The organism is Stenotrophomonas sp. FR010 (assembly GCF_047520755.2).
GTDB classification, from domain to species: Bacteria; Pseudomonadota; Gammaproteobacteria; order Xanthomonadales; family Xanthomonadaceae; genus Stenotrophomonas; species Stenotrophomonas sepilia.
The window spans coordinates 358,384-378,445 of sequence record NZ_JAXBQT020000001.1 but is presented as its reverse complement, the minus strand read 5'-3'; the positions used below and the strand labels follow the sequence as shown (position 1 = coordinate 378,445).

Below are 20,062 nucleotides of genomic sequence, written 5' to 3'. Positions count from 1 at the left end.
TTTTAGCGAAGGACGCGTTTCGCCCCCGTGTAGTGGTCTTTCCAGTAGGGGCCGCTGAGCGAGTCGAGGCGTACCGTCCCGCCGGTACTCGGCGCGTGCACGAAACGCCCCTCACCTACATAGATGCCGACATGGGTGACGCTGCCTCGGCTGCCGAAGAACACCAGATCGCCGGTGGCCAGGCGCTGCGGATCGATCTTCGGGCCCTGTACCGCGGCCAGGTCGCGCGAGGTGCGCGGCAGTCGCAGGTCCAGCATCTCGCGATAGACATAGGCGACCAGGCCGCTGCAGTCGAAGCCCGAATCCGGGGTATTGCCGCCATAGCGGTAGGGCGTGCCGACCAGGCTGATGGCCCGCATCAGCACCGAGTTGGCGGCCTCGGGGTTGTCCGGCACGGTCTTCGGCCAGTTCGCCGTCGGCGGCGGCGGCGCCGGGCGGGTGGCCTTGCCGCCTCCACAGGCGGTCATCAACACGGGCAGGGCCAGCAACAGGGCCGGGGCGAGAAACCGGCGCGGGCCGGACGAAACTGGCGTGATGTGCATGATCTCCGGATAATGCGCCACCTTGGATTGGCCGTCATGATGGCGGCGTCCCCGCCGGGCGACAACCCGCCCCAACCCGCCTGCCTCCGGCAGATCCAGACAGAGTTGCGCATGAAGATCGAAAAAGACCGCGTTGTCCGCTTCCACTACACCGTTTCCGAAGTCGGCCAGGAGCCGATCGAGTCGTCCAAGGACCGCGGCGAGCCGCTGGCGATCCTGATCGGCCACGGCAACATCATCCCGGGCCTGGAAAACGCCATGATGGACAAGGAAGCCGGCGCGACCTTCAACGTCGACGTCAAGGCGGCCGATGCCTACGGCGAGCGTCGTGAAGGCCTGTCCCAGCGCGTGCCGAAGAAGCACTTCGGCAACACCAAGCTGGCCCCGGGCCAGCAGGTCGTGCTGCAGACCAACTTCGGCCCGCGTGCGGTGACCGTGCAGAAGGTCGGCATGAGCGTCGTCGACGTCGACCTGAACCACCCGATGGCCGGCAAGGATCTGCACTTCGACGTCGAGATCGTCGACGTGCGCGAAGCCGGCAAGGAAGAGATCGACCACGGCCACGTCCACGGCGACGGCGGTCACCAGCACTGATCGCAGCACGATCGTGATGGATGCAGCGGCCCGCTTCGGCGGGCCGTTGCGTTTCTGGAACACGGCGCGGCCATCCATGGCGTACGCGCCGGCGGCATAATGGCGGACCTGCCTGACGGACGCCCCGTGAACGCCGCTTCTCCTTCCCTGCAGCCGGTCGCTTCCGGCGAACGCATCGCCGTGCTGGACGTGCTGCGCGGTGCCGCGCTGCTGGGCATCCTGCTGATGAACATCGAGGCCTTCAGCGGACCGCTGGACCTGGCCTTCACCGGCATCGACGTGCATTGGCAGGGCATCGACTACTGGGCCGATGCCTTTGTGTACGTGTTCGTGCAGGGCAAGTTCTTCACCCTGTTCTCGCTGCTGTTCGGCGCCGGCTTCGCGGTGATGGCGCAGCGCGCTGAGGCCGCCGGGCGCGACTTCACCCCGTTCTACCTGCGCCGCAGCGCTGGCTTGCTGCTGATCGGCCTGTGCCACGCGCTGCTGGTCTGGTCCGGCGACATCCTGGTGATGTACGCGTTGGTCTCGTTGCCGTTGCTGGCCTGCCGCGAGGCGCCGCGCAGCTGGCTGCCGTGGATGGGCGTGATCGTCTATCTGGGCGGCGTTGCGCTGATGCTGCTGGTGGGCGCGATGGTGTCGATGGCTTCGGCCGAAGAAGTGCGGGGCATGCTTGCCGAGGCGCAGCAGAGCATCGACCTGCAGCGGCAGGTGTACGGGCAGGGCAGCTGGGCGCAGGCCACTGTGCAGCGCCTGAGCGAGTTCGGCACCTCGATGGGCGCGCTGCTGATCACCGGTCCGGAAGTGCTGGGCATGTTCCTGATCGGCAGCTGGTTCGCCGCCAGCGGCGCGTTGGCGACGCCGGAGCGCTTTCCGCGGCTGTACGCGGTGCTGCGTTGGGGGGCACTGCCGCTGGGCCTTGTGGTCACGCTGCTGGGTATTGCCTGGAAGCCCTACCTGGCGCCGGGTGCCTACGGCCTGCCGGTGACAGCGGCGATGGCGCTGGTGACGATCGGTGGCCTGCCGATGTGCCTGGGTTACCTCGCGTGGATCGTGCATTGGCGTGCGCGGTTGGCCTGGCTGGCACCGGTCGGGCGCATGGCGCTGACCCACTATCTTGGTCAGTCGCTGCTGTGTACCTGGACCTTCTACCACTATGGCCTGGGCAGGTTCGAGATGATGCCGCGCAGCGTGCAGCTGTTGTTCGCGCTGCTGCTGTTTGCCGCGCAGGTGGTCTTCTCGCACCTGTGGCTGCGCCATTTCCGCTTCGGCCCGATCGAGTGGGTATGGCGTGCGATGACCTATTGGCAGTGGCCACCGGTGCGGCGCAGGACGGAGCAGGGGTGAGCGATGGGCGCGCATGCGCTGAGCTGATCGGCCGCGCGCCCGCGCATCCTCACGTCTGGCTTGCAGCGGGGCATGGCATGCTCGGCATCAGCATGAGCGCCGGCACCGGCCAGCTGATCGCCGATCTCGTCTGCGGCCGCACGCCAGCGATCGATCCTGCCCCTTACCGACCCGAGCGATTCCGATGAGCACTGCACCTTATGATTACGACCTGATCGTCCTTGGCGGCGGTTCCGCCGGCCTGGCCGGTGCCATCCGTGCAGCGCAGCATGGCAAGCGCGTGGCGATGCTGGAACCGGGCGAACTGGGCGGTACCTGTGTCAATGTTGGCTGCGTGCCGAAGAAGGCGATGTGGCTGGCGGCCGATCTTCACGAGCGCATCGGCCTGGCCAATGCGATGGGCTTCGATGTCGAGGCACGCCCGGCGCTGTCGTGGAAGGAGCTGGTGATCCATCGCCAGGCCTACATCACCAACATCCACACCAGCTACCACAAGCGCCTGGATGAAACCGGCGTGGTGCGCATCCCTGCGCGCGGCCGTCTGCTCGATGCGCATACCGTGGCCTGCAGTGACGGCGTGCATTACAGCGCCGAGCACATCCTGATCGCCACCGGCGCGCATCCGCTGCGCCCGGATATTCCCGGCGCGGAACTGGGCCTGGTTTCCGATGATTTCTTCGATCTGCGTGCGGCACCGGCCGAGGTGGCGATCATTGGTGGTGGCTACATCGCGGTGGAACTGGCCGGGTTGCTGCAGGCACTGGGCAGCAAGGTGAGCCTGCTGGTGCGGGGCCAGCGGCTGCTGGATCGCTTCGATTACGAGCTGACCGATCAGCTGGCCGAGAACCTGAAGCAGCAGGGCGTGCGCATCCATTTCGGCTATCGCCTGCGCGAACTGCAGCGCGATGGCGAACGCGTACGTGCGTTCGGTCATGATGGCCCGCTCGACAGCGTGTTCGATGCAGTGTTCTTCGCCACCGGCCGGCGTGGCAACAGTCGCGACCTGGGCCTGGAAGAGCTGGGCATCGGCATCGGCGAGCACCAGCAGGTGGAGGTGGACGAATGGCAGACCACCTCTGTGCCGAGCGTGCACGCGGTGGGCGACATCGCTGGCAAGGTCGGCCTGACGCCGGTGGCGGTGGCCGCTTCACGGCGGCTGATGGACCGCCTGTTCGGTGGACGTCCGCAATCGAAGATGGATTACGAGAACGTGGCCAGCGTGGTGTTCTCGCACCCGCCGCTGGGTGCAGTGGGCATGAGCGAAGAAGAAGCGCGCGCGCGTTTTGACCAGGTGAGCGTTTACCACAGCCGTTTCCGCCCGATGCTGCAGGCGCTGGCCAACGGCACCCAGCGCAGCCTGTTCAAGATGGTGTGCGCGGGCCCGGAGGAGCGCGTGGTGGGTATCCACCTGCTGGGCGAAGCGGCCGACGAGATCCTGCAGGGCTTCGCGGTGGCGGTGAAGATGGGCGCGACCAAGGCCCAGTTCGACGACACCGTGGCGATCCACCCGACCTCGGCCGAGGAAGTGGTGCTGATGCGCTGAGCCCGCAGTTGTAGAGCCGAGCCCACGCTCGGCTGCTTTTCGCCCAGGCTTGGCGAAGCCGAACGCAGGCTCGGCTCTACAGGGCACCGGGGGCGCCCGTGCGACAATGGGCGCCCCCACGCCTTACCGGGCCGCTCTGCGCGGCCCGCCGTCGTCCTGATGTCCACGCCCGCTTCCCGCATCGCTACGGCTTCCCCCCGCATCGCGCTGGGGGGTATCGGCCTGGCCGCGATCGGCGCCATCGCCGCCTCCGGCAAGGCCATCATTGTCAAGCTCGGCCTGCGTCATGGCGTCGATGCCACCTCGCTGCTCGCCCTGCGCATGCTGATGGCGCTGCCGCTGTTCGTGCTGATGGCACTGTGGGCTGCGCGCCGGGCAGAGCCGCTGTCCTGGGCCGACCGCGCCCGCGTGCTGTGGCTGGGCTTCACCGGCTACTACCTGTCCAGCCTGCTCGATTTCCAGGGCCTGCAGTACATCAGCGTGACCCTGGAGCGGCTGATTCTTTACTTGAACCCGACCCTGGTGTTGCTGATCAACGTGCTGCTGGCACGGCAGCGGCCGGGCCGCTGGCAGATCGGCGCGCTGGTGCTGAGCTATCTGGGCGTGCTGCTGGCCTTTGGCCACGATCTGCAGCGCGAAGGTGGGCAGATCATCGTCGGCAGCCTGCTGGTGCTGGGCAGTGCGCTCAGCTACGCGCTGTACCTGTTCGGCAGCGGGCAGGTGGTCGCGCGCATCGGTGCAGTGCGGCTGACGGCCTATGCCAGCTGCGTGGCCAGCGTGCTGGTGCTGCTGCATTTCGCGGTGACCCATCCGCTGCCACTGCTGTGGCAGGCACCGGCGCCGGTACAGTGGCTGTCGCTGGTCAATGCCACTGTCTGCACGGTGCTGCCGGTGCTGGCGATCATGTTGGCGGTGCAGCGCGTGGGTTCGTCGCTGGCCGCACAGGTCGGTATGCTGGGCCCTGTTTCCACCATCGTGATGAGCCTATGGCTGCTCGACGAACCGATGGGGCCGGCACAGATCGCCGGCACCGTGCTGGTGCTGATCGGCGTTCTGCTGGTGACCCGCCTGCGGCGCTGACGCCGGAGCAGGCGCGTGCGCGCATCCTGGCGGTGATCCGCGCGATCCCGGCGGGGCAGGTGATGGGCTACGGCCAGGTGGCGATGCGCGCGGGCCTGCCCGGGCGTGCACGCCTGACCGCGCGCATCCTGGGCCAGAACGACGACCCGGACCTGCCCTGGCACCGCGTGCTGCGCTCGGATGGGCGCATCGCCATGGAAGAAGGGTCGGCGGGCTGGCGCGAGCAGTCGCAGCGGCTGCGTGCCGAGGGCGTGGTGGTTGAGAACGGCCGGGTGCAGATGCCCACGACCGATCCGGCGGTAGCGCTGGATGCTGCCGTATGGGGGCCGGGCTGAGCGCCGCTGGCGACTGAACAGGCCGGACCTGCGGGTCGCCAACAAGGCGCGGTGCGGCGGCTATGATGGAGGTCGTTCCATGCCGGTGCTCCCATGTTCCCGCGACTGCCAACCGTCACCAAGGCCCTGCTGATCGCCAACGCGATCCTGTTCCTGCTGCAGCAGCCGTTCCTGCTCGGCATGCAGACCTTTGAGCCGTTCATGCTGCAACCGCTGCAGCAGGGCTTCGATGCGTTCTCGCCGGGTGGCAACTTCCAGCCTTGGCAGCTGCTGACCTATGGCTTCCTGCATGGCAGCTTCGGCCACCTGTTCTTCAACATGCTGGCGGTCTTCATGTTCGGTGCGCCACTGGAGCAGACCTGGGGCGAGAAGCGCTTCCTGCTGTATTACCTGGTCTGCGTGGCCGGTGCCGGTGTCTGCCAGCTGCTGGTGGGTACGCTGCTGGAGAACCCGGCCACGGTGCTGGGTGCCTCTGGCGGCGTGTTCGGCCTGCTGCTGGCCTACGGCATGCTGTTCCCGAACCAGCGGGTGATGCTGCTGTTCCCACCAATCCCGATGAAGGCGCGCACCTTCGTGATCCTGTTCGGCGTGGGCGAACTGGTGCTGGGCATGACCGGCTGGCAGCCGGGCGTGGCCCACTTCGCGCACCTCGGCGGCATGCTGTTCGGCTGGTTGCTGATCCGCTACTGGCGCGGCCAGCCGCCGTTCAACAAGCGCCGACCGCCCGGCCCACCGAAGCGCCCGAACCATCTGCGCAGCGTCAAATGATCCGAAGGATCATTTGACGCTGTAGGTGCCGACCGTTGGTCGGCACGCCTTCTCCCACGCGGGTAGGTGCCAACCTTGGTTGGCACGCCCTCACAGATCCTGCAACACTACCTGCGCCGCATTGTGACCTGGCGCGCCGGTCACGCCGCCCCCGGGATGTGTTCCCGACCCGCACAGATACAGGCCGGGCAGGGCACCACGATAGCCAGCCTGGCCAACCATCGGCCGTGCCGAGAACAACTGGTTGGCACTGAGCGCTCCGTGGAAGATGTCGCCGCCGATCAGGCCGAAGGTGCGCTCCAGATCCAGCGGTGACAGCACCTGGCGGCCCAGTACGCTGCCAGCGAAACCCGGCGCATATCGTTCAACGGTGGCGATCATCAGATCGGCCACCGTTTCACGATGATCATCCCAGTGACGCCCACCGGGCAGCACGGGCGCCACGTGCTGGCAGAACAGGCTGGCCACATGCTGCCCGGGCGGCGCCAGCGAATCGTCCAGCGTGCTGGGAATGAGCATTTCCACGATCGGTTCGCGTGACCAGCCATTGCGACGCGCATCCAGCCAGGCACGGTCCATGTAATCCAGGCTGGGGGCCATGATGATCCCGGCGCTGAGGTGATCGCCGGGACCGGGCAGAGCGCGGAAGTCCGGCAGCTGCGACAGCGCGACATTCATCCGGAACGTGCCCGAACCGCAGCGCCAGTTCGCCATGCGTTCGCGCGTTGCGTCCGGTACCTGCTCCGGTGCCAGCATCTGCTCGTACAGCAGCTTTGGATTGACGTTGGCGATCATCGCGCGTGCGCGCAGGATTTCGCCGTTGGCCAGCGCCACGCCCACGACACGACCCTGCTCGATCAGCAGGCGTTGCACACCGGCATCCACGCGCAGCTCAGCGCCGGCCTCCCGCGCGGCAGTGGCGATGGCCTGGCTGATCGCGCCCATGCCACCGATCGCATGGCCCCACGCACCTTTCAGGCCATTGCACTGGCCGAACACGTGGTGCAGCAGTACGTAGGCACTGCCCGGTGTATAGGGGCTTGCGTAGTTGCCGACGATGCCATCGAAGCCGAACAGCGCCTTGATCGGTTCGCTTTCGAACCAGCGATCCAGATACTCGGCTGCCGACAGCGTGAACAGGTCCAGCAGCTCCTGCCGCAGCGAGGCATCCAGCGTGGCCAGTTCACGACCAAGACGACCCATCTGCCACAGCGCAGGCAACGCACGCCAACCACCCGCCACGCCCAAGTCCGGGGGCGCGCGCAGGGCCCAGGCGCGCAGCACGTCGGCGAAGATCTCCAGGCGCGCTTCGTATTCGGGTAGCCGCTGTGCATCCCGCTCGGAAAACTTCGCGACCTCGGCCTGGGTGCGGCCCGGTGCGGACAGCAGGTAGCGGCCGTCCGGCAATGGCAGGAAGTTGTTGGCCGGGCGATTGATGATGCGCAGCCCATGCGCATGCAGCTGCAGGTCGTCGATCACCTTCGGCTGCAGCAATGACACCGTGTAGGACGCCACCGAGTTGCGGAACCCGGGGTGGAATTCCTCGGTGACCGCCGCGCCGCCGAGAACGCCACGACGTTCCAGCACCAGCACCTTCTTGCCAGCGCGTGCGAGATAGGCCGCGCAGACCAGGCCGTTGTGGCCGCCACCGATGATGATCGCATCCCAGGACATCAGCACCTCGGAAAAAGGGGACGGAGGGAATTAAGTCGCAATCCGCATCTGCGCACAGGGGGGAAGAAACGACTTAATCCCCTCCGTCCCCTTTTTGGATTGCCGCTTCGATGGTGGCGATGTCGATCTTCTTCATCGGCATCATCGCGTTGAAGGCGCGCTTGGCCAGTGCCTTGTCCTGGCTGGTCACCGCTTCGATCAGCATGCGTGGGCTGATCTGCCAGGAAACGCCCCATCGGTCCTTGCACCAACCGCACTGGCTCTCCTGCCCGCCGTTGCTGACGATGGCGTCCCACAAGCGGTCAGTCTCGGCTTGGCCCTCGGTCTGGATCTGGAAGGAGAAGGCTTCGCTGTGCTTGAACGCGGTGCCGCCGTTGAGGCCGACGCAGGGGATGCCGCAGACCGTGAATTCGACCGTCAGTACGTTGCCTTCCTTGCCGTCCGGGTAGTCGCCCGGGGCGTGGTGGACAGCGGTCACCGCGCTGTCGGGAAAGGTGTTGGCATAGAAGGTGGCGGCCTCGAGCGCGCCGTTGTCGTACCAGATACAGATCGTGTTCTTGTGTGCCATGTCCGGCTCCACGTTGGACGAAGCCGCAGCGATAGCACGCGCAGTGTTAACCCGGGATCGTGCTGCACCCGCAAAAAAAGAGCGCCCGAAGGCGCCCTTTGTACTAACAGTGCGGCCGCGGGCTCAGCGCCAGACCTTGATCTGGTCGGCTTCGCTGCGCTGCATCGGCTGCCCGGCCTTGCAACTGAAGGTGGCACCGAACGCCGGCAGGTTGGCCAGCGTGCCGTTGCTGCGCCACAGGCCCGGTGCGCGGATGTCGGCAGTCAGGCGGCGCGCGGCCTCGTTCGGCGACAGCTGCTGTGCCCACAGCGTCGACCAGGCGCGGAAGAAGCCCTGCTGCTGTGCCTGCTTGGCCTTCGGCTCCTGCGCGGCATACGCCGCCCATGCCAGTTCCAGGCCGGCGATGTCGGCCAGGTTTTCTTCCTGGGTGAGCGTGCCGTTGACCTTGGCACCCTTCACGCCCGGGAAGTCGTAGGCGCTGTACTGCGCGGCCACGCGATTGCCGAGCAGGGTCCAGGCGGTCTTGTCGGCCGGGGTCCACCAGCTGCGCAGCTCACCCTTGGCATCGACCAGAGCGCCCTTGGCATCGATCGCACGGGTCAGCTCGTGGCCGACCAGGCCCCCGAAGCTGCCGAACTTGTCGGCGGCGTCGGCCTTGGCGTTGAACACCGGGCCCTGCAGGATCGCGGCGGTGACGATCAGGCGGTTCTGCGCCAGGTCGTAGGCCAGCGACGGCTGCTGCGGCAGCACGTCCCAGCGGCGGTCGGCATTGCCCTTGCCGATGCGCTTCATTTCCTCGCGGTGGCGCCAGGTCGATGCAATCAGCATGTTGCCACCAAACGAGCCGCGCCCCATCGGCTGCACGCTGTAGTCCAGGTCGCGCAGTGGAGTGCCGATCTCGATCTTCAGCGCAGCCAGCTTGGCCTGCGCTTCGGTCTTGGCTTCGGCACTCATCCAGCTGCTGTTCTTTACCGCCTCGATCTGTACTTCGCGCACCTTGTCGACGATCCATGCGGCCTGGCGACGATCTTCGGCCGACAGGTAGCGGGCGGCGTACTCGCGGCCGACCATCGGGCCGGCGGCCACGTTGATCGCATCGAGCACGCTTTCCCAGCGCTGCGGTGGCAGGGTTTCGCCGCGCAGCACGCGGCCACGGAATTCGAACTCGGCGTCGCGGTAGGCCTTGGACAGGTACGGCGCCATCGAGTCGCCCACGCGCCAGCGCAGGTAGGCTTTCCACTGGTCCGGCTTGAGCTTGGTGACCATGCCATCGAGCTGCTTGAACAGGCCCGGATCGGCCAGCGAGACCAGGTCGTCATCCACGCCCTGTGCCTTCAGGAACGCGTCCAGCTGCAGGTTGCGGTAGCGGCTGTTGAGCTCCTTTGTGGAGATCGGCGCGTAGTTGTTGAACGGGTTGTTGATGCCGGCCAGCGACTGCGCGTTGCGCGCCAGCTCGGTCTCCAGCGCGATCACCGCCTGCGATTCGGCATCCAGCTTGGCCGCCGGGGTGCCGGTCAGCGCCAGGATCTGCTTGACGTAGTTGCGGTAGCGGCCCATCAGCGCCACGGTATCGGCGTCGGTGCGGGTATAGAACGCCGGATCCGGCAGGCCCATGCCGCCCTGCATGAAGTAACCGATGTGGCGGTCCAGTGCCTTCAGGTCGACGTCAGGGCCGAAGTTGAAGGCGACCGGGATGCCCACCTGGTGCAGCGCGGCGATCGAGGCCGGCACATCCTTGGCCTTCTTGATGGCGTTGATGCGGGTCAGCAGCGGGGCGATTGGATTGGAACCGTCCGCTTCCACGGCGGCTTCGTCAAGGCCGCTGGCCCAGAAGTCACCCAGCAGCTTCTGCACATTGCCCTGCGGCGACTTCATCGCGGCGTCGAGCAGTTCACGCTGCTGCTGGCGGCTGCGGTCAACCAGCTGTCCCAGCGCGGTGACGGCGCCGGTCTGCGGCACCGGGTTGGCCTTCAGCCAGCCTGCATTGGTGGCGTCGTAGAAGTCGCTGCACTGGGCGCTGACGGCCGGGGCGCGTGCGGCCTTCTTCTTGGCGGCGGCAAACGCATCTTGGGTCGGGACCAGAGTCGCCAGGCTGATGCCCAGGGCGATGGCAAGCGGACGGAAGTTGGGCATGTGGAACGAATCCGTGATGGATTGAGGGCGCGCGCACTATAGCAAGCCAGGCATGGGCGCGGGATGCACGCGTCGCGGTGCATTCGCCGACCAAGGTCGGCAGCTACCGGGGAGCGCCGGGATCAGTAGATCCACGCCATGCGTGGATGAAAGACACCCGGAAAACAAAGGCCCGGGAATTCCCGGGCCTTTGCAGGTCTGCAACAGCGTCAGCCAGGACTTACCAGATCACCACCTGCTGCTCGCCGGTGCGGGCCATCGGCGAACCGGCCTTGCACTGGAACGCGGCGGCGAAGGTCGGCAGGTTCGACGGCGCACCCATGGCACGGAACTGCGCCGGGGCGTGCGGGTCGGTGGCCAGGCGGACCTTGGCGTTTTCCGGGGTGTACTTGGTGCGCCACACGGTGGCCCAGTTGAAGAAGAAGCGCTGGTCTCGGGTGAAGCCATCGACCTTCGCATCTTCCTTGCCGGCGGAGGCCTTCTGCAGGGCGTCGTAGGCGGTGGCCAGGCCACCCAGGTCGGCGATGTTCTCGCCCAGGGTCAGGTGGCCGTTCACCGCCTGGCCGTCGACCTTGTACTGGTCGAACTGCTTGACCAGCTTGCCGGTGAGGCCTTCGAAGTTCTTCTTGTCGGCCGGGGTCCACCAGTCTTCCATGTTGCCGGTCGGCCCGAAGCGTGCACCCTGGTCGTCGTAACCGTGGGTCATTTCATGGCCGATCACCGCACCGATGCCGCCGTAGTTCAGCGCGTCGTCGGCCTTCGGATCGAAGAATGGCGGCTGCAGGATGGCGGCCGGGAACACGATCTCGTTCTGCAGCGGGTTGTAGTAGGCGTTGACGGTCTGCGGGGTCATGCCCCACTCGGTCTTGTCCACCGGCTTGCCGATCTTGGACAGGTTGAACTTGTAGTTGAACTCGTTGGCCGCGCGCACGTTGCCGAGGAAGCTGTCGCGCTGGGTCTGCAGGCCCGACCAGTCGCGCCACTTGTCCGGGTAACCGATCTTCGGGGTGAAGGTCTCCCACTTGGCGATGGCCTTGGCCTTGGTTTCCTCGCTCATCCAGCTCAGGCCCTGGATGCGGTCCTTCAGCGCGGCGGCCAGGTTCTTCACCAGTTCTTCCATCTTCGCCTTGGCTTCCGGCGAGAAGGCAACCTTCACGTACAGCTGGCCGAAGGCTTCACCGGCATCATTCTCGATGGTGCCCAGCACGCGCTTCCAGCGCGGCTTCTGTTCCTTCTGGCCGTTGAGGGTCTTGCCGTAGAACTCGTAGTTCTCCTGCACGAAGGCGTCAGCCAGGTACGGCGAGGCACTGTCCACGGTGTGGAAGCGCAGGTAGGCGCGCCACACCGACGGATCGGTATCGCCCAGCGCCTTGCTCACTTCCTCATGGAAAGCCGGCATGGCCAGCGAGAACTTCTCCGGCGCGGCCACGCCCTGCGACTTGAAGAACTCGGTCCAGCTGAAGTTCGGGGTCAGCTTGTCGGCGTCGGCCAGGGTGACCGGGTTGTAGTACAGCTCGACGTTGCGCGACAGCTCGACGCGCGACTTGGAGGCCTTGGCCAGGCGGGTTTCGAACTTGACCACGTCCTCGGCCTGCTTGGCCGCGTCGGCCGCGGCGACGCCGGACAGCTCCAGCACCTTGGCGACGTGTGCCTGGTAGGCCTTCAGCTTGTCGGCGTTCTTGGCATCGGTGTAATAGGTGGTATCCGGCAGGCCCAGGCCGCCCTGGCTGGCGTAGGCCATGTTCATGGTCGAGTTCTTGAAGTCCGCTTCGGCGCCGAAGCCGAACAGGACGTTGTCACCCTTGGCGGCGCTGGTGCGCAGGTAGTTGGCGATCGCCGCCTTGTCCTGCAGGCCGTCGATCGCCGCCAGGTCGGCCTTCAGCGGCTCGATGCCCTGCGCGTTGATCTTCGCTTCGTCCATGCCGGTCGCCCACAGGTCGCCGACGATCTTCTCGATGTGGTTCGGGTTCTTGACCTGCGCGACCTGTTCGGCCAGCTGGTGCTGCACGGCCACCGAGCGCTCGTCGAGGATGGTGAACGCGCCCCAGCTGGTGCGGTCGCCCGGGATTTCATTGGCGGCCAGCCACTTGCTGTTGACGTAGTCGCCAAAGGCGGTGCAGGCGTCCTTGGTGGTGTCCAGGTCGCTCGGCTGGAAGGCGTTGTAGGCCGGCAGCTTGCTCTCGTCCAGCTTATAGGTGGTGGCTTCGGCGGTGGCCGGGGCGGAGGCGGCGGCGTCCTTGGCCGGGGTTTCAGTCTTGCCGCAGCCGACCAGCGCGGCCGAAACGGCCAGGGTCAGCAGCACGATCTTGGGAGTACGGGTCACTTGAATGGCCTCCGGGCCGAGTGAGTCAGGGAGTGGCCGCAGGTGCGACCGTGGGCCGAACGATACGCCGCCGGCCAGACCTGCAAGGGTGTCGAAGGTCATGGTCGGGCGCAAGGGCTTTTGCCGGGCCCGGAAAAGGCAGACCCGGCAAAAGCCGGGTCTGTCGGGTGTTGCGGTTCTGGATGGATCAGAACTTGTAGGTGGCGCCCATGTACATGTAACGGCCGATGTTGTCGTACATCGCCGAACCGACGTCGGAGCCGAAGTAGTTCACCGGCGGATCCTTGTCGAAGGCATTGTCGATGCCCAGGTAGACGTCGATCTTGTCACCCGGGAAGCGGTAGCCGAACTGGAAGTTGTGGTACGTGTACGAGCCGTTGCGGATCGGGCTGGTCTGTCCCGGGTTGGCCTGGTAGCTCTTCGGCTGCACACGCAGGTTCGGGCCGACGTAGGTCATGTCCCACGACGCGCGCCACTGGCCCAGCGAGTACTTGGTCTGCAGCTGGCCACGCCAGCGCGGATCGGTCACCCAGGTGACGTTCTCGTCGTACTCGTTCGGGAAGGCCTGGAAGGCCCACTCGCGCGACTGCAGCAGACGGGTGCCCACCAGGCGGATGACGGTGTCACCCTCGGCCAGCTTGAAGCGGTAGTCCATTTCCAGATCGACGCCGACGCGACGCGAGCGGGCGAGGTTTTCGTTCAGCGCAACCCAGCGGCTGATCGAGTATTCCGGGAAGGTGCGGCCGCCAGCATCGGTCTTGCCGCCCACCGGTGCGCGTTCGATGAAGCCGCAGAAGCTGTTGTTGATCCCCCCCGGCGAATCCACGCAACGGGTTGCATTGGTCTGCGCGGTCACCGCACCAATGGCGTCCTTCAAGCTGATCCACCAGTAGTCGATGGACATGCCGAAGCCCTGCAGGAAATCTGGCTGCCAGACCAGGCCATAGGTGAAGCTGCGTGCGCGTTCCGGCTTCAGGTCCGGATTGCCGCCGCTGACGCCCGGGCGGGTGGCAGTGTAGGTGTCGACCCAGCCGACCGGCACGCCCAGCGCCGAGCAGTTGGCCTGGCGCAGTGCCGGGTCCGCCGCGGTGTTCGGGCGGTTCGGGTTGGTGGCCAGGTAGTTGCAGGGGTCGTTGACCGTGGCGAAGTTTTCGCTCTGCGGGTTGTACAGCTCACCGATGCTCGGTGCGCGCACCGCCTGCGACAGGGTGCCGCGGGCACGCAGCGACGGGATGATGGTCCAGTCCAGGCCCACCTTCCAGGTGGTGGTCTTGCCGATGCTGCTGTAGTCCGACCAGCGGCCTGCGGCGTCCAGGGTCAGGTTGTAGATGCCCGGGATGTCGGCCAGCAGCGGCACGGTGGTTTCAACGAAGGCCTCGCGCACGTCGTACTTGCCCATGCGGTTGGGAATGGCGTTGAGGAAGGTCAGGCCCTGCGCGGCCAGCGGATCGGTGATTTCGCGGCTCTTTTCGCGGCGGTATTCAACGCCACCAGCCACGCCGACGTCACCGGCCGGCAGGCTGAAGAGCGAGCCGTTGGCCAGCGATGCGCTGAACACCGACTGCTGCAGGCGCGAGTAGTTGAACGAATTGACGTTCATCCAGTCACGTGCAGCTTGGGTCACCGCGCCGTTGCCGAACACCGAGAACGGCACGCAGCCTTCGCGGGCGAACTGCGAGTACACGCGGTTGCCGTTGTTGGGGTTGGTCGCGTTCGGGTTCAGCGTGGTGCGGCAGACGATCTGGCCAGTGGCCGGGTTGACCACGGTATCCAGGCCAGCCTGCCAACGCTCGTTGATACGGTTGTTGAGGTTCCAGCGCTTGACTTCGCTCTGGCCCCAGTTGCCGTAAACGTCGTAGGTCCAGTTCTCGGTCAGGTTGCCTTCCATGCCCAGCACAAAGCGCTGGGTGTTGCGCTCCACGTGCTCACCACGCTGGCCGGCGTCGACGTTGAAGCGGCTCAGGGTTAGCTGGCTCAGGCCGGCGCTGGTCATCAGTGCACGCAATTCCGGCGACACGTAAGCGTTATCGCGCTGGATGCGCAGGGTCTGGTCGAACGACGGCTGTGCCAGGAAGTCGGACACCGTTTCGGTGTACTTGCCCTCGAAGTACAGGCGGTGGTTGTCGGTCAGGTCGAAGTTGACGACCGTGTTGATGCTCTTGCGGTCGAACTTCGGCTGCAGGTCGGCAACCGAGTTCAGGTCGGCGAAATCACAGTTCACGCAACTGGTTGCGCTGACCACGGTGCCGTCGTAGCGCTGCTTGCGGAAGGTGCCATCCGGGTTGAACTGATAGCGGTTGCCCCAGGTAGCCGGATTGTTCGGGTTGAAGGTACCAATGTTGAAGGTACCGCCGAAGGAGATCGAGTGGTTGCCGCCCGGGCCTGCAAGCACGGTTTCCGGGTTGCTTTCGCTGGACGGCTTGCTGCTGTCGTAGTTCGGGTTGCGCACCGACACCAGGAACTCGTTGCCGATGGCGCGGTCGGTGCGGACGAAGCGGTCCTGCTTGCTGTACTCAAGGGCGACGGCGGCGTTGCCGCGGCCACCAGCGAAGTCGGTGCCGGCCGAGGCGCTGATGAAGGAGCGGTTGAAGCCGCCTTCGCTGGCCATGCCGGTCTGACCGCGCACTTCGGCGCCGTCGAAGGACTTCTTCATGATGAAGTTGACCACGCCAGCCACGGCGTCGGCGCCGTACACAGCCGAGGCACCACCGGTGATCACTTCCACGCGCTCGATCCATTCCACCGGGATGGTGTTGACGTCCACGGCCGAGGAACCCGAGGTCGCGCCGACGTGGCGGCGGCCATTGACCAGCACGAGAGTGCGCGAGGTGCCCATGCCACGCAGGTCCATCAGACCCACGCCGGCGGTGCCGATGAAGCGGGTCGAGTTGCCCAGCGTGTAGGTCGGTGTCAGTGCTGGCAGGCGCGTCATCAGATCGCCGATGTTGTTCGCACCGGTGGCACGAATCTCCTCGGCGGTGATGGCCGTGACCGGCGAGGGGGTCACAAAGCCCGTACGCGCAATGCGCGAGCCGGTCACACTGACGCGATCGAGGTCGATCGGGTTGGAGGAGGCTTCCTGCGCGAAGGCAGGTGCTGCGGCCACGGCGAGCAGACCGACGAGCAGGGCGCTGCTGAGCGGGTGACGGCCAGGTGGGCGGTTGTACGTCATCGTTATGGGTCCCCTAATGAATTGAAGCGTGCTGTTCCGTCCGTTCGTTACATCTAAGTTCATATAACGGGCGTCGTTCATGGAACCTAACACGGCCTTAACGAGAAATGCATACAAATGTCACAAAATGGTACCTGGGTGCACTTCGGAGTTGGCTGAAAGTGCAACAAATACAATCGTTTAATATCAATTGTGATCTGCCGGCGACAACTTGATGACGCGAAGCTGAACGTGGTGAGATGGGCCACTTTGCGCAAATAGGCGTTTCATCATCCGTCCAGGAGCGGTGTTCATCAGAGGGGCGGAGGAAGCTGCCGTAATTGGCCTGCCGCGTGGCGATCCCCTTGCCTGGCGACTAGGCCGTCGATGTGTCGGAACTGCCTTTGCGTAGCTTTCGTAGTTCCAAATCGACTTCGGGTTGCCCAGCAGGTCCTGGAAGTCCTCACCCGGCTGCACCTGCACTTCATGCTTCAGCATGTTGGTGTAGTTGTCCGAGAACTGCAGCGAACCGAAGCGGCCGATGTCTTGCAAGTACGTGAAGCCGACGGTAAGGGTCTGCAGGTTCTGGCAGGCTCATCTTCGGGGGGGGCACAGCGAGCTCAGGTTGCTGGCCGAATCGCGTACGACCCAGTCGGCCACGTTCTGACGGGTGGATGAGGAGCTCTTCGGCAAGTCGTTGCGGCAGCAGTACTCGGCCAGCAGCAGCGGGTCTGTGCTGGCTGCATCAACTTCGTTCTCGATCTTGCAGTTGTAGCAGTCGGCCGAGATCGACAGGTTTCTACAACCGGGGTATGGGCCGATTCGGCCAAGTTGCACTCGGTTTCTACGGCTACATGCCGAAGAATAGTGGTCAGGCGGCAAACGCGCTTGTGCCGTTCGTGGAGCGCGTGGATGCGTTCGATGAGCCCAAGTGCCAGCTCCGCTGGGGCCGGGAATGGGCAGGCCCTGTTCCACCAGGGCCTGTTCTTCCATCCGCTCAGGCCGGACACGAAAAAGCCCCGCCATGGCGGGGCTTTTCCGTTGCTGCGGTTGCGGGATTACTTCACGCCGAACGCGTACTTGGCCTGCACGTAGATCGCGCGCCCGTAGGCGTTGTACAGGTAGTTGTTGTACGGCTGGCCGCTGGTGCCGGCGAAGCTGTAGCGCTGGTTGTCCGGCATCTTGTTGAACACGTTGTTGACCATCAGCGACAGGGTCAGGTTTTCCATCGCGCGGTAGTTCACGCTCAGGTTGTAGGTGGTGTAGGAACCCCACTTGCCTGCCTTGTAGCCGGAGCTGTGGACGTAGTCATAGCCGTTGCCCACGTAAGCCATGTAGTTCGGCGTCTTGCCGATGTAGTTGGCATACAGGGTGGTGGTCCAGTTGTCCTTGGCCCAGCCGATCGAGCCGTCCGCGCGTACCTTGGCGTACGAGTCATACACCCACATCGCATACGGGTCGTGCAGCAGGTCCAGGAACTCGTCACCCGGCTGCGGCTGCAGCTTGCGCTTGAGCATGTCGGTGTAGTTGGCCGAGAACTGCAGCGAACCGAAGCGACCGATGTCCTGCACGTACTTGAAGCTGGCGGTCAGTGCTTCCAGGTTCTGGCGGGCGACGTTCATCTTCGGCGTGTAGATCTCGTCGAGCACGCCCGATGCATCACGGGTGATCCAGTCGTCGACGTTCTGGCAGCTGGCCGAGGTGTTGTTGGACTGGCCGTTGCGGCAGTAGTACTCGGCCAGCAGCAGCTGGTCGGAGCTGAGCGTATCGACCTCGTTCTTGATCTTCCAGTTGTAGTAGTCGACCGACAGCGACAGGTTGTTGATGGGAGCCCACACGACGCCTGCATTCCAGACATCGGCGGTGATCGGCTCCAAGTCGGGGTTGCCCGAGCGGGTGCCGAACACCGAGACGCTGTCGTACGGGCAGCCGGTGGTGTTGGCCGGGTCGTAGCCCAGCTGGCCGCAGCGGTAGTAGTCGGTGGAGCCGTTGGCGTAGTAACCGCTGCGACCCTGGAAGGCATCGGACAGGGTCGGTGCGCGGAACGCCGTACCGTACTTGCCACGGAACAACAGGCTTTCGATCGGGCGGAACTCGATGCCGACGCTGTAGGTGGCCTTGTCCACGGTGTTGCTGCCGATCTTGAAGGCGTCATAGCGGCCGGAGCCGGTGACGGTCAGCGTTTCCAGCAGCGGCATGCGCAGTTCGGTGGTCACCGCGTAGTTGCTGCGATGGCCGGCACCGGATACGGCGGTGGTCCCCCACACGCTGCCGTCCATCAGGCCCGGGTCGGGCGTGTAATCCCAGCCTTCACTGCCGCCTTCCAGAACCACGGCGAAGCCGGCATCGCCACCCGGCAGCTTGAACAGCGAGCCATTGGTGACCTGGGCGCGGGCCAGGTTCTGCCAGGTGCGGCTTTCGCTGTAGCTGTAGCCGGTGAAGCTCTGGAAGTCACCGGCGGGCAGCGGTGCGTAGAACGCTTCCCAGTTCGGGCTGTAGATGTTGTAGCCGGTGCTGGTGGTACCCAGCACCGGGCCCAGCACACGCTGCTCGAAGTAGTCGTTGATCGGGTCGTTCCAGCGCACGAAATTGCGCTCGGTCAGCTTGTACTCGCCACGGGTGAAGCTGAGGCTGTAGTCCCAGTTGCCTGCGGTGCCGCGGCCGCCGAGGGTGACCTGGTAGGCCTTGTTGCGGTCGGTGTTCATGATGTCGCGGTAACCGCCGCCACCGATGTCCTCCGGCGCGAACACGCGCTGCAGGTTCATGTACTGGCCGCTGGCCTGGTCGTAGAAGCGGCCCCAGCCCGAGGAGGTGCCCCACCAGGTGTAGCCGGAACCGGTGGCGTACTTGACCTCCTCCAGGCTGTACAGCGCGTCGCCGAACAGCTGGAAATTGTCGTTCACGTCGAAGGTGGCCGAGCTGTAGATCTGCCCGCTTTCCTTGCCGTTCTTGATGGTCTTGTACCCGGTGCCGTAGACCGAGCCGCAGGCCTGGCCGGTCGGACGGGTACCGAGCACGGTGGTGCCGTCGAACTGGCCCGCTACGTTGGCGCACCGGTTCGGGTCCATCATCGCGTAGCGGTTGTTGGCGGCCGGCAGCAGCACCAGGAAATCGTTGGAGACGTACTGCGGGCTGTAACCGTCGGGGTTGTTGACCTTGGTCAGGTCGCGCTGGTAACCCCAGATCGGGCTGGTCTTCTCATACTGCACGTTGACCAGTGCATGGAAGCGGTCATCCTTGGAGTTGAAACCGCGTGCGCCGCTGAAGCGGAAGCTGTTGCCGCCACCTTCGCTGTAGGCACCGCCGCGCACATTGAGCACGCCGCCATCCATGCGCTCCTTGAGAATGATGTTGACCACGCCGGCGATCGCGTCCGAGCCGTACAGCGACGACTGACCACCCGGCAGGATCTCGATGCGCTCGACGATGTCGATCGGGATGCCGCTGATGTTGTTGAAGGTATCGCCGCCGTTGTACAGCGCCGGATACGAGAGCATCGGGCGGCCGTTGATCAGGTACTTGGTATAGCCCGGGCTGAGGCCGAACATGCCCGCCGCTTCGGCGCCCTGGGTGAAGGATGCGGAGGTCTGGCCACCCTGCAGGCCGCCCGTGGACAGCGAGGACTGCTGCAGGACATCGGCGACGCTGGTGAAACCGCGGGTCTGGATATCCTCGGCGGTGACGGTCAGGACGGGCGTGTGGTTCTCGATCTCGGTCTGCGGAATCAGCGACCCGGTGACGGTCACACGATCAAGCTGGGTCGGCGCATTGCCGTCCTGGGCCAGGGCGGTGCCGGAGGCCAGGAGGGTGCCGAGCAGGGCGAGGGTCAGAGGGTGGCGCGAGAGCGTGGAACGTTGGCGAGACATGGTGGATCCCCGTAGTGAGCAATGTCTTGGCGGCGCATTCCCTGCGCATTAACAATTCGTTCAGTGTGACTCCATTCAGGTCGACCGTAACACGTCGTTAACGCTGCCAACACAGGTTTGTCACATCAAGGTGCCGTTGGG

General features: G+C 65.3%; 15 protein-coding genes and 1 pseudogene. 7 read left to right on the top strand and 9 right to left on the bottom strand.

Features of this window, described 5'->3' with window-relative positions; genetic code table 11:
* Nucleotides 1–2: 2 nt before the first annotated feature.
* Nucleotides 3–542, bottom strand: coding sequence for a C40 family peptidase (locus ACM0PK_RS01765; protein WP_005418044.1), 540 nt, complete (start codon nt 540–542; stop codon nt 3–5).
* Between the two features lie 111 nt (nt 543–653).
* Here ACM0PK_RS01765 and ACM0PK_RS01760 point away from each other — a divergent pair, with 111 nt between their 5' ends.
* From ACM0PK_RS01760 to ACM0PK_RS01730, 7 genes and pseudogenes are all read left to right on the top strand, one after another.
* Nucleotides 654–1,136 carry an FKBP-type peptidyl-prolyl cis-trans isomerase gene (locus ACM0PK_RS01760; RefSeq protein ID WP_005418041.1) on the top strand — a complete coding sequence of 161 codons (483 nt, stop codon included), beginning with the start codon at nt 654–656 and terminating at the stop codon, nt 1,134–1,136.
* Nucleotides 1,137–1,235: 99 nt separating this feature from the next.
* Nucleotides 1,236–2,480, top strand: a complete 1,245-nt coding sequence (locus ACM0PK_RS01755; protein ID WP_414607023.1) for a DUF418 domain-containing protein — start codon at nt 1,236–1,238, stop codon at nt 2,478–2,480.
* Between the two features lie 35 nt (nt 2,481–2,515).
* A pseudogene (locus ACM0PK_RS01750) lies at nt 2,516–2,668 on the top strand (amino acid dehydrogenase); the annotation flags it as partial.
* Nucleotides 2,665–4,023 (top strand): glutathione-disulfide reductase, encoded by a 1,359-nt coding sequence (gene gorA / locus ACM0PK_RS01745; RefSeq protein ID WP_111201703.1) that lies wholly within the window; start codon nt 2,665–2,667, stop codon nt 4,021–4,023. The pseudogene ACM0PK_RS01750 and the gene gorA, both read left to right, overlap by 4 nt.
* Nucleotides 4,024–4,182: 159 nt before the next feature.
* A complete protein-coding gene (locus ACM0PK_RS01740; RefSeq protein ID WP_005418025.1) occupies nt 4,183–5,103 on the top strand; it encodes a DMT family transporter in 921 nt (306 codons plus the stop codon).
* Nucleotides 5,010–5,438: an MGMT family protein gene (locus ACM0PK_RS01735; protein WP_404830527.1), complete on the top strand. Its 429-nt coding sequence runs from the start codon at nt 5,010–5,012 to the stop codon at nt 5,436–5,438. The genes ACM0PK_RS01740 and ACM0PK_RS01735 overlap by 94 nt, the downstream gene beginning before the upstream one ends.
* 93 nt (nt 5,439–5,531) lie before the next feature.
* The gene (locus tag ACM0PK_RS01730) at nt 5,532–6,206 is read left to right on the top strand and encodes a rhomboid family intramembrane serine protease (RefSeq protein WP_005410509.1); all 675 of its coding nucleotides are present in this window, start codon (nt 5,532–5,534) and stop codon (nt 6,204–6,206) included.
* A gap of 90 nt (nt 6,207–6,296) precedes the next feature.
* On the opposite strand, the gene ACM0PK_RS01725 is transcribed toward ACM0PK_RS01730, so the two are convergent.
* From ACM0PK_RS01725 to ACM0PK_RS01690, 8 genes are all read right to left on the bottom strand, one after another.
* On the bottom strand, nt 6,297–7,880 hold the full coding sequence (locus ACM0PK_RS01725) for a phytoene desaturase family protein (protein ID WP_111201708.1): 1,584 nt from the start codon (nt 7,878–7,880) through the stop codon (nt 6,297–6,299).
* Between the two features lie 73 nt (nt 7,881–7,953).
* On the bottom strand, nt 7,954–8,448 hold the full coding sequence (locus tag ACM0PK_RS01720) for a VOC family protein (protein ID WP_414607022.1): 495 nt from the start codon (nt 8,446–8,448) through the stop codon (nt 7,954–7,956).
* Nucleotides 8,449–8,571: 123 nt separating this feature from the next.
* Complete coding sequence (locus ACM0PK_RS01715) at nt 8,572–10,581, bottom strand: M13 family metallopeptidase (protein ID WP_111201701.1); 2,010 nt, start codon at nt 10,579–10,581, stop codon at nt 8,572–8,574.
* 220 nt (nt 10,582–10,801) lie between these two features.
* A complete protein-coding gene (locus ACM0PK_RS01710; protein ID WP_111201700.1) occupies nt 10,802–12,904 on the bottom strand; it encodes a M13 family metallopeptidase in 2,103 nt (700 codons plus the stop codon).
* A 187-nt stretch (nt 12,905–13,091) separates the two neighbouring features.
* Nucleotides 13,092–16,076, bottom strand: coding sequence for a TonB-dependent receptor domain-containing protein (locus tag ACM0PK_RS01705; RefSeq protein ID WP_414607021.1), 2,985 nt, complete (start codon nt 16,074–16,076; stop codon nt 13,092–13,094).
* Nucleotides 16,077–16,262: 186 nt separating this feature from the next.
* Complete coding sequence (locus ACM0PK_RS01700) at nt 16,263–16,607, bottom strand: hypothetical protein (protein ID WP_235642161.1); 345 nt, start codon at nt 16,605–16,607, stop codon at nt 16,263–16,265.
* Nucleotides 16,608–16,649: 42 nt separating this feature from the next.
* Nucleotides 16,650–16,892, bottom strand: a complete 243-nt coding sequence (locus ACM0PK_RS01695) for a hypothetical protein (protein ID WP_414607020.1) — start codon at nt 16,890–16,892, stop codon at nt 16,650–16,652.
* A 221-nt stretch (nt 16,893–17,113) separates the two neighbouring features.
* Complete coding sequence (locus ACM0PK_RS01690; protein ID WP_065179173.1) at nt 17,114–19,921, bottom strand: TonB-dependent receptor domain-containing protein; 2,808 nt, start codon at nt 19,919–19,921, stop codon at nt 17,114–17,116.
* Between the last annotated feature and the right edge of the window lie 141 nt (nt 19,922–20,062).